Here is a 12,939-nt window from a genome sequence, read left to right as displayed (position 1 = left end):
ATTGACTCGCTCATGTACGGTTTTTTACTTTTCTACACCACCCAAATGGAGTTGGATATGTCGGACTTACCAACCAAATTTTTCAGTAAGGAATCTTTGCTTTCAGGCGATCGTCTCGGAGCTTTGATCTTTATGCTGGCATGCTTGTGCTACGGCTACCAAACCACCCTGATTCCGCTGTTTCCCGGTGATGAATATGAACCCTTTACCGCGCGAACACTGCCTACCCTGCTGACTTTCATCGGTATCGGGTTGTCGCTGATTCTGCTTGTGACTGGTCAGCCAGACAAAAAGCTTAAATGTGAAACCGCACCTTTAAACTGGAAACTACTGATTGGTTTCTTAGTGCTAATGGCATTTTATGGCGTTGGACTGACATATCTTGGCTTCGTTCTAGCAACAAGCTTCTTCCTATTGGCGGGCTTCTACCTACTGGGTGAGCGCCGTAAATCTATCTTGTTTGGCGCGTCGTTTCCTTTCGTTATCGCGTTCTTTCTTCTTTTAACTCAAGGCTTAGATATCTACCTAGAGCCTGGTTTAATCTTCACTCTTTGGTAGGGATAACATTATGTTAGACGGAATTTTACAAGGACTTTCTACCGCTGTGATGCCAATGAACATCATGATGGTAATCGTGGGCTGTTTCGTAGGCACCTTCATCGGGATGCTGCCGGGACTAGGTCCAATCTCAGCCATTGCTCTGATGATCCCTATCACTTATGGCCTAGACCCATCTTCTGGTCTTATTTTGATGGCAGGTGTTTACTACGGCGCGGTATTTGGTGGCTCAACGTCATCAATCCTAATCAACGCTCCGGGCTGTTCTTCTACTGTGGTAACAGCGTTCGACGGCTACCCAATGGCACAAAAAGGCCAAGCAGGTAAAGCACTCGCCCTTGCAGCTTACTCTTCTTTTACTGGCGGTACGCTTTCAGCAATCATGCTTTTGATCGCGGCACCCGCTCTAGCAAGCGTGTCATTGAGCTTCCAGTCTTCTGACTACTTTGCACTAATGCTATTAGGTTTATCAGCTGTTGCGGCGTTTGCAGGCCCAGGACAGGTTATCAAAGCGTGGATGATGACCATCTTAGGTTTGATGCTTTCAACGGTAGGTATCGATAAAGGTGTTGGTGTTGAACGTTTCACATTTGGTCTAACGGATCTTATGGACGGCTTTAGTTTCCTACTTCTTGCAATGGCAACCTTCGCTTTAGGTGAAACTTTAATGGGTATTTTGAAACCTGAGAAAGACACCAGCGGCGAAGAAAGCCAAAAGATGGCCGATATTGGCAGCATGAAAGTGACTAAAGAAGAGTTCAAAGAAGTCGCGCCCGTTTCGATTCGTTCTTCGATCCTTGGTTTCTTTACCGGTGTTCTACCTGGTGCTGGTGCAACGATTGCCGCTTTCTTAAGTTACGGTATGGAACGTAGCCTCGCGCCAAAAGACAAACAGAAAGAATTTGGTAAAGGCAGTATTCGTGGTCTTGTTGCACCTGAATCAGCAAACAATGCAGCATCAAGTGGTTCATTCGTTCCACTACTGACACTTGGTATTCCGGGCTCTGGTACTACAGCTATCATGCTAGGTGCATTGATTGCTTATGGTATCCAACCGGGTCCTCGCTTGTTTGTTGAACATCCAGATGTATTTTGGTCGGTAATTATCTCTATGTACTTTGGTAACATTGTACTGGTTATCTTAAACCTACCGTTGATCCCATATATCTCTAAACTGCTTGCTGTACCAAGAACGGTACTCCTACCAATGATTATCTTCTTCTCAATCACTGGCGTGTACTTGGTATCTTTCAACACGATGGATGTGTTTGTAATGCTCATTGTGGCGATGGCGGCGATAGCGTTAAGGCTGGCCAACTTCCCACTCGCACCGTTACTGCTTGGCTTCATATTAGGTGGTTTGATGGAAGAGAACTTGAGACGCGCACTGATGATCAGTGATGGTGAACTCAGCTTCCTATGGGAACGACCAATCACGATGACGTTCACTATTCTGGCTGTGCTGGTACTATCTAGCCCAATCTTAGTAAAACTATTTAGAAGCTTTAAATCGAAGCCAGTAGAAGTGTAAAACTCTACCAATTCAACGAAACCTCAACGAAAGGAGCCATTGGCTCCTTTTTTCATTTAGGACCTCAATTAGAACTAGCGATTAAAGATGGTAGCAAACTCACAAACCTACCTTTACAACACACTCGGCGCTGATATTCATAACAAATTCAAGTAAGGTAACCAGCTAGTTAACGTATTGGATTCTAAAACTATGGATTGGTTGATTCTATTCTTATCAGGGGTGATTGGCGGTGTGCTTAACTCAATTGCGGGCGGCGGCAGCTTCATCACCTTCCCCGCTCTATTATTTGCTGGTGTTCCACCAATAGCGGCCAACGCGACCAATACCTTTGCTTCATGCGCTGGTTACATCAGTGGTGCTTATGCACTGCGCCATGACATTCAATCTGGCACCAAACAACTCAAACTCGTTGTCGGGTTATGTGTAATAGGCGGCGGCATTGGTGCATTTTTACTACTACACACACCAGAAGCGCTATTTACTCAATCCGTCCCTTGGTTATTGTTGTTCGCCGCTCTACTTTTTACCTTTGGTGGCACGCTCAATAAATGGCTAAAAAAAGTAACCGCTAAACATAAGCACGCCACCAGCGCAGGCGCCTTCTTTTCCGCCGTATTACTTTTGATCGTGTGTGTTTATGGTGGTTATTTTAATGCAGGCTTAGGCATTGTGACATTGAGCTACTTGGCACTGGCTGGATATACCAATATCAACGTGATGAATGGCATCAAATTGTTGGTATCGGCATGTGCATCACTCGCAGCAATCGTGTTCTTTGTTATGAATGGTTCGATTGATTGGCCGTCAGGCATGGCCGTTTTATTTGGGACATTGGTCGGTGGTTACTATTCAGCAAAAATCTCTCGCCGAATCCCACAACAGTATGTTCGTAACACAGTGATCATCGCGAGTTTCTTAATCACCGCTTACTTTTTCTATACTAACTAGGCTTTATGCTAAGTCGGTTTGACACTAATTAAACCCGAGACTGAATCTAATTCTAACTGGAAAACACAGCGGGAAAGCTGACTCTCGCATTATCTATCTCGCTATTTTATTGCTTATAAAATAGCCATGTCGATATATGTGAGACGAGTCCTTTAATTAGTAAATTTGATAACAATTTAGACTGTTTTTTAGCCTTTCTTTTATGGAAAGTGGGATAATTCTCCTGTCGAAAGTGAGACTTCATTAGGAGGCGTTATGAACATTAAACTCGGTCATGTCATGTCATCAAGTCGACTCATTTGCTTTGTCGCTTTTCTTGCTGCCACATTCGCGTGGATTCTAAAAATGCCCGCTCTGTTTTCTGTGTCAGCGCTATTCTTACTGATCAGCGCCATTGTCTATAGCGTTGACCTTTGGAAGAATCAAAGAAAGAACCGTGAAGCTTAAGACGAACGACTAAAGCTAAAGCTTCACGCATTAAAAAAGGAGCACTTAGGCTCCTTTTGTATTTTATGCTTATCGCTTTAGCTGATTAGGCTATTTCGACGGCTTTCTATTAGCGATAGCCTTACTTAGCGACGCATTTCTATTAACGACGCCCTTTTGCTAGCGACGGAAATTACGACCGTTACCGCCGCGGCGCTCTTTAAACGCAGACGCAGCTTTAGCTTGAGAAGCTTGGATAGACTCAACCGTTAGTTCCATTGGCTCACGAGGTTCTAGCCCATGGCGGAATGTACGTGAACGCGGAGGCATCTGGTACTCAATGTCCGATGCTTTAGGCATGCGCTTGAAACGGTAAAGGTAGAAGTTTTCAACCTTTTCACGAGCCCATTCGGTTTTCTTCAGGTATTTAACTGCGCTTGCCACTGTAGGCTTAGTATTAAAGCAGTTCATACGCATTGCCGCATCTAAAATTTCCCAACCATAATGGTCCACTAATTCAGTGATCATGGTTTCAAGCTTTAAGCCATGTAGCGGGTTATTTTGTTGCAGTTCGATTCTTTCTTCTTCAGTCATAACATTACCTTTTTCAAGGCAACTAAAGGCCTTGAATTTACTCTAGAACACCGTCATCACTGACCATTTCTAGCTCAATCACTTGGGCATTACATCCATTGCCCTTATTTATGCCTTTATGATGGCATAAAGCATACTCGTTATCCTATTTATCTTTGAAATTAATTTCGAATTGGTCACTTAACACCCTACCTTAGCTCGCTATACAGACTAAGACATTCTTCAAACAAAACTCCCCCGCAAAAGATATGAAACTGGTTTAACCTAACAAAACTTATAGTAACCGTATGCAAAATCCATGTATTTAGTGATGACATTAAAGTTTTTCAGTACGCAGTATTACATCTTAATAACACAATGCTATGGTTTTATTGAATATCGAAACGGTAAAAGACCGGATTAAACAATGACATAATTATAAGTAAAGGTTGGCTTGCCAAATGTTTGACTACTCACATTTCAGTAGAGCAGCGGCCCAAGACAAAGACATCGTCGCCATTGTCGATGATCTGTTCCAGCTAGCTCGTGAACACTACCCCATACTATCTCGGCTATCCGTGGTGCTATGCAGTGAAAATAAAGCATCTAATTATTTTGTATCAGATTCACTGTGCCAAAACGTCAAGCACCACTACATCGAACAAGAAATCAAACCCAACTCCGCTTTGAGTCGTCTGGCTGAATCATTGGAGACTAGAATTGTTGATGACCTCTCTTTGATCAATCCGACGAAGCAAATCTCTCATCTACTCGAGCTCGGTCACCAAAGTAGCTATACAACTCCAATCCACTACCAAGAGAGTAACCTCGGATTCGTTTTCATCAACGCATCATGCACTGACTTTTTTGCTAAGCAGACAATCCAAAGCGACATCGCCTACCTCACTCAAGCGATTTCGAACCTGTTTGTACAACTATTCGAACGTCAGCGTCATTTTCAATCCTCTTTAGCGGTCGCTCTAAACATGGGACATGCGCGCGACCCTGAAACCAAAGAACATCTGATTCGCATGGGAAAATACAGCGAGCAGCTCGCACGTACGCTTTCGCACAGTAACAATTCGATTACCCATCAGTTCGTTCACCGTATTCGCTTATATGCGCCATTTCACGACATTGGTAAGTACCGAATCCCAGATAACGTGTTATTCAGCACGGGACGTTTCTCAGAAGAAGAAAGAGCCATAATGAACAACCACACCTTGTATGGTGAAGAGATGATTAACGATGTGGTGTCACTCTCCCATCATTGCTCTATGTGTTCTGATGAAATTCAGTTCATTAAGAATATTGTGCGTCATCACCACGAGCGGTTTGATGGTTCGGGGTTACCCGATGGTTTGAGTCATACTGCGATTCCGCTTGAAGCACGAATTGTAACGCTCGCGGATGTGTTTGACGCGCTGATGAGTAAAAGAGCCTATAAGCACGCATGGTCACTCGATGAAGTCATGGAGTACATTGAAGCGCACAACGGTTCGATGTTCGACCCTGAATGTGTTGAGGCCCTTAAACAGAACCTAGACGACTTTATGGCAATTCGAGAGCAATACAACGACGATGTAAAACCTCAAGCTATGATGGCTTAGCCTGAGTGAATTTCGAATGACTTATGCTAAATCGAAGCCAACAAAAAAGGATGCCTATTGGCATCCTTTTTTCTATTTACAGCTTAAAGAACAAACACGTTCTTACTGATTCTAACTAACGATTATACGTCGTAAGTTGTAGAAGCAGTGTCGCCGCCTGTACCAGTCCAGTTTGTGTGGAAGAATTCACCACGTGGACGGTCAGTACGCTCGTAAGTGTGAGCACCGAAGTAGTCACGTTGAGCTTGAAGCAGGTTCGCTGGTAGACGTGCTGTTGTGTAACCGTCTAGGAAAGATAGCGCAGAAATCGTACATGGCATTGGGATACCAGACTCTAGAGATTTTGCTGCTACTTTACGCCATGCTACTAGGCTGCCTTGTAGGATGTTTTTGAAGTACTCATCAGAACCTAGGAACGCGATGTCTGGGTTTGCTTCGTACGCATCACGGATGTTGCCTAGGAATGCAGAACGGATGATACAACCACCACGCCACATTAGTGCTACGTTACCGTAGTTTAGGTCCCAGCCGTTTTCGTTCGACGCTTCACGCATTAGCATGAAACCTTGAGCGTAAGAGATGATCTTAGAAGCCAGTAGAGCTTGACGTAGTGCGTCAACCCATTCTTGCTTGTCGCCTTCAACTGGAGTGATTGTCTTCTCAAACAAAGCTTCAGCTTCAACACGTTGGTCTTTAAGAGCAGATAGGCAACGAGAGAATACAGACTCAGAGATTAGAGTCAGTGGGATACCTAGGTCTAGTGCGTTGATACCAGTCCACTTACCAGTACCTTTTTGGCCTGCAGTGTCTAGGATTTTCTCAACTAGCGCTTCACCGTCTTCATCTTTGTAGCCAAGGATGTCAGCAGTGATTTCAACTAGGTAGCTGTCTAGCTCAGTTTTGTTCCAGTCAGCGAATACTGCTTGCATCTCGTCAGCAGACATACCTAGGCCATCTTTCATGAACTGGTATGCTTCAGTGATAAGCTGCATGTCACCGTATTCGATGCCGTTGTGTACCATCTTAACGAAGTGACCAGCACCGTCGTTACCAACCCAGTCACAACAAGGCTCACCAGCGTCAGTTTTTGCAGAGATACCTTGGAAGATTGGCTTAACCGCTTCCCAAGCTTCAGCCGCGCCACCTGGCATGATTGAAGGACCGAAACGAGCACCTTCTTCACCACCAGAAACACCAGTACCGATGAAGTGGATGCCTTTCTCACGACAATGCGCTACACGACGGTTAGTGTCTGGGTAGTTAGTGTTACCACCATCAATGATGATGTCGCCTTCGTCTAGAAGTGGGATTAGGTTTTCGATGAACGTGTCTACAACGTCACCAGCGCGAACCATAAGCATCACTTTACGTGGCGCTTCTAGCTTCTCAACTAGCTCTTCTAGAGAGTAAGCACCAACAATGTTAGTACCTTTAGCTGGGCCTTCTAGGAACTCGTCTACTTTAGCAGCAGTACGGTTATGAGCCACAACTTTGAAGCCGTGATCGTTCATGTTTAGGATAAGGTTCTGACCCATTACCGCTAGGCCAATTACACCGATATCACCTTTCATTATTTTATCTCCTTGCGGCTATTCGCACTTATGCGATAGCACTTGCTGCATTTGAATCTAGGAACCACTCTGTTTCGCCAGTTTTAGACTGGATTTTCGCTGCCGGGTAAGGCAACTCTGAAGCAGGAGTAGTATGAATTTCTTTAACGATCTCAACTTTACCTGCACCTAGTACTAGGTAGCTGATTCGTTTTGCTGCTTCTAAAACTTTCGCTGTTTTAGAAACACGGATTTGACCCGACTCAGGGTGAGAAGCTAATACTGATAGGTTCTCATCTTGGTAGTCCGTTGCGCCCGGGAATAGTGAAGCTGTGTGACCGTCTGCGCCAACACCAAGCAGAATCCAATCGAAGACAGGCGTCCCGTTTTCAGTTGGGATTACGTCTGCCATCTCTTTTGCGAAACGCTCTGCTTCTGCTTTAGGTTCATCTTCACCACGAATGCGGTGGATGTTTTCAGCAGGAAGGTTTACTTGAGTAAACAACAATGCATTCGCTTCACCGAAATTGCTTTCAGCGTCGTCTGGTGCAACGCAACGTTCGTCGCCCCACCAGAAGTGAAGGTTATTCCATTGAATACCTTCAGCGTAAGGCGCCTGCGCTAAAAGCTTGAAAAGCATTTTTGGCGTGCTGCCACCCGACAGTGAAATATGAACAGGTGTGCCCTGCTCGCTGTATGCTTTCATTTCATTTGCTAGGTTTTCAACAACCAGTTCAGGCGTTGCAAAGATCTTGTGATTGATCATAGTTCGCAGTAATCCGTGTCTGTTAAGTTTTTGCATGGGAAACGCCATGCGCGGCCATCACGTTGCAGAAGTTCATCTGCTTCTTGTGGGCCCCAAGTACCACAAGCATAGCCAAACAGTGCTTGAGGATCTTGCTTGAAGTCTAAGATTGGTTGAACGTACTTCCAACATGCTTCTACTGCATCGGTACGTGCAAACAGAGTCGCATCACCGTTCAGTGCATCAAGAAGAAGACGCTCATAAGCCGTTAGCATCTGAGTTTCAGGTAAGTCAGAGTAAGAGAAGTTCATTTTCACTTCTTTTGCTTTGAAACCTGCACCTGGCTCTTTCAAACCAAAGCTCATCTGAATACCTTCATCCGGTTGGATACGGATAATCAGCTTGTTCTCAGGTGCATCTTGACCAAACACTGGGTGAGGCGTGTTCTTAAAGTGAATCACGATTTCCGTTACGCGCGTTGGTAAGCGTTTACCCGTACGTACGTAGAAAGGAACCCCATTCCAACGCCAGTTGTTGATGTGTGCTTTAAGACCAATGTACGTTTCAGTACGAGAGTCATCTGCCACACCCGGTTCTTCACGGTAACCAGGCAAATGCTGACCACGAACGTCTGATGCTGTGTACTGACCTAAAACCAAATCTTTACGCAGGTCGTCTTCTTCCAGTGGTTTCAGACACTGAAGTACTTTAACCACTTCGTCACGAATTGAATCCGCATTGATTTGTGCAGGTGGCTCCATGCCAACCATTGCTAACACTTGTAGCAAGTGGTTTTGGAACATGTCACGAACGGCGCCAGAACCGTCGTAGTACCCGCCACGCTCTTCTACGCCAAGAAACTCAGCACCTGTGATTTCAACGTATTCAATGAAGTTACGGTTCCACAGAGGTTCAAACATCGCGTTTGAGAAACGAAGCACTAGAAGGTTTTGTACCGTTTCTTTACCAAGGTAATGGTCGATACGGTAGATCTGGTGTTCTTGGAAGTGATGATGGATCTCTTCATCCAGCGCTTGAGCTGATGCTAGATCGTAACCAAATGGCTTCTCAATGATAAGACGACGCCAGCCGTTCTTCTCATCGTTCAGGCCATGTGCAGCAAGGTTTGCTGGGATCACACCGTAAAGGCTTGGCGGGGTTGCCAAGTAGAACAATGTGTTATGGTTTTCGAATTGGTAGTCTTGCTCAAGCTTATCCAGACGTTGTGCTAGACGAGCGTAATCATCTACATCTGAAGTGTTGATCGCTTGGTAATGCAGATGTTCAATAAATGCATTCAGCGTCTCTGGCTCAGTTTTTTCCATTTCCTGAAGAGACTTCTTCAGCTTCTCACGGTAAGACTCGTCGCTGTACTCAGTACGGCTCACTCCAAGAATCGCAAAGGATTCTGGAAGTTGATTGCTAGCATACAGGTGGTACAAAGCAGGAATTAACTTGCGGTAAGTTAGATCTCCCGACGCACCAAAAATAACGATGCTGCTGTTTTCAGGTATTACCATCATCTTTCCTATAAAAACAAGGTTTTTAGTATTCGCCAAAGGTATCAGCGACATACGAAAATAGATAATAGGTCTTAACTATTACATCAATAGTAAGCGCCTATTAAATTTGAGAATGCGTTTGGTAAACGAGGGTGAATGCTATCACCTCTATTCGGGACAGTATTGTCTATGAGTATTTGATTTACATCAACCACTGTGAAAGCAATCGATTAAATATTGACTCATTTCGAACAAATTCTAATCGATAGCTGAGTTCACAAAGGTAGAAATAGCAGCAAATCGGCATTCTCAAACATTGTAGTCAAGAAAGAATGGCATCTGGTCTGTGGAGTGACTTGCGGATGTTAAAAGGGAAACTAAAACCAGCTTATTCAACTGGTTTTACAGTTTATTTGGAATGTAAAGGCGTCTTCGGATGAATATAGCTTCTCGCACTGCCTTATCTTTTCGCTTTGTTATAACAACGTTCAGGACGACCAACGGTGCCGTAGTTTAAATCGGCAACCAACTCACCCGTCGTGATCAAGAATTCTAGGTAGCGTCTTGCAGTGGTTCGGCTTGCACCAATACGTTCACCTGCCTCATCAGCCGTAATATTCGTCGCGTCAGCTTGTTGAAAGACCGCACGAATCTTGTCGAGCGTTACACCGTCGATCCCTTTAGGTAACGTCGATACTTTCGCTGAATCTGCTTTCGCATTCGCTTGCAACATCTTGTCGACCAAGCCTTGGTTAAGGTCAGACACGCTTTCAAACTCTTGCTGCTGTGACTGATACTTTTTCAGCGCCGCTTCCAAGCGAGGGAACATCACAGGTTTCAATAGATAATCGACCACTCCACCGCGCATTGCCTGTTGCAGTGTATCCACATCGCGAGCAGCAGTAATCAAGATAACGTCGCAGCCTTGATTGCTCCCTCTTACGTGATTAAGAATATCGAGCCCACACCCGTCCGGCAGATACACATCCAATAACACCAAATCAGGTTTTAAGATGTCCAGTTGCATCAGCGCTTCAGACTGTGTGGTGGCAATGCCGACCACGTCAAAGCCACCCATCTGTTCTAAATAACGATGGTGTAGCTCTGCAATCGCAATATCATCTTCAATGACCATGACTCTCGTGATTGCGTTCATTTATGTTCTTCCTTTAAGCATGCTTTTTCCGTCACGATGATCTTCACAAGATCGCTTCGTGCTTAATTATTATTGTTCTTCTTTTGGCAGATAAACCGTCATTCGCGTGCCAAAATCGTGGTTATCGACCATTTCAAGCTGCCCTTGATATCGGTCTGCCAGCTGCTTTATCAGATACAAACCCACACCACGATTTTGCTTCGCTTTGCTCGATACGCCTTTTTCGGTGAGTGCTTTGGTCGCCAACTCTTTCGGCAAACCGCACCCTTTGTCTTCTACTTCTACGATAATTTCATTACCAAAATCACTGATTGACACTTCAATAACCCGACGCGCTGGCGCAATTTGTCCCTCTAGCTTAATAACCGTCATCGTTGCATCAAAGGCGTTATCAATCAGGTTGCCAAGGATTGTGACAACGTCATCAGCGTTTAACCAGCGAGGCAGAGCTTCAAGCCTTGAGCCTTCTTCGACCTTGAGCTCCAAACCTATTTCTCGTGCGCGCTCCGTTTTCCCTAAAAGCATGCCTGCAATGAGCGGGTCTTTAACGGTCTCACGCAAGAACGCGATCAAGCTTTGATAGTGCTCCGTTTCTTGGCCTATCAGTTGCTGAACTGAATCCAATTCGCCCATCTGAATCAAACCACTGATGGTGTTGAGCTTGTTTTGGTGCTCGTGAGTTTGTGAACGCAGTAGATCAGCATACTCTTTGGTTTGTGAGAGTTGATCTGTTAAGTCGTTGATTTCATTTCGCAATCGGAAACTGGATACCGCGCCGACCACTTCACCCGCCACTATAATTGGGCTACGGTTAGCAATGATTCGCTTATTGTTTAAATACAACTCAACATCGTGGTCGGTGTCGCCGGTTGATAACAGTTGCTCTAAATCACTGCCTGGCAATACATCAGAAAGGCGCTGTTGATTGAGTGCTTTATCCCTGTCTATCGATAAAATATCGCAGGCACTCTTATTAATAGAACGCAAAATGCCGTGCTTATCGATGCTCAAAATGCCCTCTTTCACGGTACTCATGGTTACATCTAGCTCAACATACAACCGGCCTATCTCTTCAGGCTCAAAGCCTAAAATAGCGCGTTGAAAACGGCGAGATACATAACTCGAAATCAAAGCGTTGACCGCAACCACCAGCAACGCCATCACAATCAAAAAGGCTAAATAGGGTTCGATTCGATCTTGCAAAGAATCCAATAAGTAACCAACTGACACCACACCAATAATGGTCCCTTGGGTGTCTTTTACCGCGGATTTACCACGAACTGAAAAACCAAGTGATCCTTTGGCTGTCGACACATAAGACTCACCCAATACCAATGCTTTTTGGTTATCACCACCACGCATGGGTTTACCGAGCCTGTCATCATAAGGGTGAATCAGGCGGATACCTTTATCATCTCCCACAACGATAAACGCCGCACCAATGAGCTGAGTAAGGTTACGAAACTTAACTTGGGTTTCTTCAGACAGAACGTAGGGAACGCCATTAGGGTCCAACGTTCCATTTTCTTGAATAATGCTGGTGACAAGTGGCGATTCAGATAGAAATTCAGCAACACCTAACGCTTTCAAACCCATCTCTTGCTCTTGAGATTGTTTGATGTAGTAAAAACCAGCCGCTGCAAGAATCAAAAGTTCAACAAGGCCTGTGACCGTCATGATAATCAGTAACCTTTTACGGAAACTGATACTGCTCCATTTCATATTCCACCGTCCCTAACGTTAGACGAACAATGTTAACACCAAGTTAATTGCATGACCTTTTTAGGTACGCGAATTTGTGACTGTTACTCAACTAAATAATTGAGCAGATTGTTAACTGATAATCCGGTACGTTGTTCCTTTCGATTAATCGTTCACTTTTAGAACGGTTTAGCTTAAAAGCCAAAATAAACGAATAAATATTGAGCTAGATCACTAAGCTTTTAGGTGTTTTTTAGGTTGTTTAAAATAAATACAATTATAATGGTTGCATATGAAGAAGTTTATTGTTGCCAAGTCATAAGTCATGATTTTCTGACAGCGCTTTAAATCGAAATTTCGATTAACAAAAAGACAACAAGCCTTCGCTCACTGGACGTATCTATAACTAAAAGTTGCACGCTCTGCGCTACGGTTGTTGAACAAACAGGTTATCTGTCTAACCTCATTCACACATCCTAATTTACACTAAAGGCCAGCATGACAACTCAGAGGTGCTTGATCAAATCAGCGCCCAATAATAAAACATTGATGAGCTGGAAGTATCGATCAGTGGCAACGTCCATTAGAAACAGGATAAAAAACATAACGTATAAACATTGTTGAAAAGGAAACCAG

At 44.4% G+C, this 12,939-nt stretch carries 11 protein-coding genes; 5 read left to right on the top strand and 6 right to left on the bottom strand.

Annotated features, from left to right (window positions below; genetic code table 11):
* Nucleotides 1–57 precede the first annotated feature (57 nt).
* The 4 genes from OQJ75_RS19080 to OQJ75_RS19065 all read left to right on the top strand — a co-directional run bounded on the left by OQJ75_RS19080 (nt 58) and on the right by OQJ75_RS19065 (nt 3,487).
* A complete protein-coding gene (locus OQJ75_RS19080; RefSeq protein WP_176681947.1) occupies nt 58–558 on the top strand; it encodes a tripartite tricarboxylate transporter TctB family protein in 501 nt (166 codons plus the stop codon).
* A 10-nt stretch (nt 559–568) separates the two neighbouring features.
* On the top strand, nt 569–2,089 hold the full coding sequence (locus OQJ75_RS19075) for a tripartite tricarboxylate transporter permease (RefSeq protein ID WP_265974500.1): 1,521 nt from the start codon (nt 569–571) through the stop codon (nt 2,087–2,089).
* 192 nt (nt 2,090–2,281) lie between these two features.
* Nucleotides 2,282–3,040: a sulfite exporter TauE/SafE family protein gene (locus tag OQJ75_RS19070; RefSeq protein ID WP_265974499.1), complete on the top strand. Its 759-nt coding sequence runs from the start codon at nt 2,282–2,284 to the stop codon at nt 3,038–3,040.
* Nucleotides 3,041–3,295: 255 nt separating this feature from the next.
* Entirely contained in the window at nt 3,296–3,487 is a 192-nt protein-coding gene (locus OQJ75_RS19065; RefSeq protein WP_017629464.1) for a hypothetical protein, read from the top strand.
* Between the two features lie 159 nt (nt 3,488–3,646).
* Here OQJ75_RS19065 and OQJ75_RS19060 read toward each other — a convergent pair whose 3' ends face one another.
* Entirely contained in the window at nt 3,647–4,060 is a 414-nt protein-coding gene (locus tag OQJ75_RS19060) for a VF530 family DNA-binding protein (RefSeq protein WP_017055242.1), read from the bottom strand.
* Nucleotides 4,061–4,488: 428 nt separating this feature from the next.
* On the opposite strand from OQJ75_RS19060, the gene OQJ75_RS19055 reads away from it, so the two are divergent.
* The gene (locus OQJ75_RS19055) at nt 4,489–5,649 is read left to right on the top strand and encodes an HD-GYP domain-containing protein (protein ID WP_248371649.1); all 1,161 of its coding nucleotides are present in this window, start codon (nt 4,489–4,491) and stop codon (nt 5,647–5,649) included.
* Nucleotides 5,650–5,771: 122 nt separating this feature from the next.
* Here the strand turns inward: OQJ75_RS19055 and gnd are convergent, their stop codons facing one another.
* The 5 genes from gnd to OQJ75_RS19030 all read right to left on the bottom strand — a co-directional run bounded on the left by gnd (nt 5,772) and on the right by OQJ75_RS19030 (nt 12,324).
* Nucleotides 5,772–7,220: a decarboxylating NADP(+)-dependent phosphogluconate dehydrogenase gene (gnd, locus tag OQJ75_RS19050; protein ID WP_017059712.1), complete on the bottom strand. Its 1,449-nt coding sequence runs from the start codon at nt 7,218–7,220 to the stop codon at nt 5,772–5,774.
* 28 nt (nt 7,221–7,248) lie between these two features.
* Entirely contained in the window at nt 7,249–7,965 is a 717-nt protein-coding gene (pgl, locus tag OQJ75_RS19045; RefSeq protein ID WP_248391008.1) for a 6-phosphogluconolactonase, read from the bottom strand.
* Complete coding sequence (gene zwf, locus OQJ75_RS19040) at nt 7,962–9,464, bottom strand: glucose-6-phosphate dehydrogenase (protein WP_029226035.1); 1,503 nt, start codon at nt 9,462–9,464, stop codon at nt 7,962–7,964. The genes pgl and zwf overlap by 4 nt, the downstream gene beginning before the upstream one ends.
* Before the next feature lie 442 nt (nt 9,465–9,906).
* The gene (locus tag OQJ75_RS19035; RefSeq protein ID WP_132761951.1) at nt 9,907–10,602 is read right to left on the bottom strand and encodes a response regulator; all 696 of its coding nucleotides are present in this window, start codon (nt 10,600–10,602) and stop codon (nt 9,907–9,909) included.
* Nucleotides 10,603–10,671: 69 nt separating this feature from the next.
* Nucleotides 10,672–12,324, bottom strand: coding sequence for a sensor histidine kinase (locus tag OQJ75_RS19030; protein ID WP_265974498.1), 1,653 nt, complete (start codon nt 12,322–12,324; stop codon nt 10,672–10,674).
* Nucleotides 12,325–12,939: the final 615 nt, after the last annotated feature.

The sequence above is a fragment of the Vibrio sp. 14G-20 genome (assembly GCF_026241515.1).
Taxonomy (GTDB): domain Bacteria; phylum Pseudomonadota; class Gammaproteobacteria; order Enterobacterales; family Vibrionaceae; genus Vibrio.
The sequence above is the reverse complement of the archived record's forward strand: the minus strand, read 5'-3'. Positions and strand labels throughout refer to the sequence as shown.

Excerpts from the sequence above, each read along its gene's own strand:
- OQJ75_RS19070 (WP_265974499.1), top strand. The coding sequence starts at position 2,282 with ATGGATTGGTTGATTCTATTCTTATCAGGGGTGATTGGCGGTGTGCTT.
- OQJ75_RS19030 (WP_265974498.1), bottom strand. The coding sequence starts at position 12,324 with ATGAAATGGAGCAGTATCAGTTTCCGTAAAAGGTTACTGATTATCATG.
- OQJ75_RS19060 (WP_017055242.1), bottom strand. The coding sequence starts at position 4,060 with ATGACTGAAGAAGAAAGAATCGAACTGCAACAAAATAACCCGCTACAT.
- gnd (WP_017059712.1), bottom strand. The coding sequence starts at position 7,220 with ATGAAAGGTGATATCGGTGTAATTGGCCTAGCGGTAATGGGTCAGAAC.
- zwf (WP_029226035.1), bottom strand. The coding sequence starts at position 9,464 with ATGGTAATACCTGAAAACAGCAGCATCGTTATTTTTGGTGCGTCGGGA.
- OQJ75_RS19075 (WP_265974500.1), top strand. The coding sequence starts at position 569 with ATGTTAGACGGAATTTTACAAGGACTTTCTACCGCTGTGATGCCAATG.
- OQJ75_RS19065 (WP_017629464.1), top strand. The coding sequence starts at position 3,296 with ATGAACATTAAACTCGGTCATGTCATGTCATCAAGTCGACTCATTTGC.
- OQJ75_RS19035 (WP_132761951.1), bottom strand. The coding sequence starts at position 10,602 with ATGAACGCAATCACGAGAGTCATGGTCATTGAAGATGATATTGCGATT.
- OQJ75_RS19080 (WP_176681947.1), top strand. The coding sequence starts at position 58 with ATGTCGGACTTACCAACCAAATTTTTCAGTAAGGAATCTTTGCTTTCA.
- pgl (WP_248391008.1), bottom strand. The coding sequence starts at position 7,965 with ATGATCAATCACAAGATCTTTGCAACGCCTGAACTGGTTGTTGAAAAC.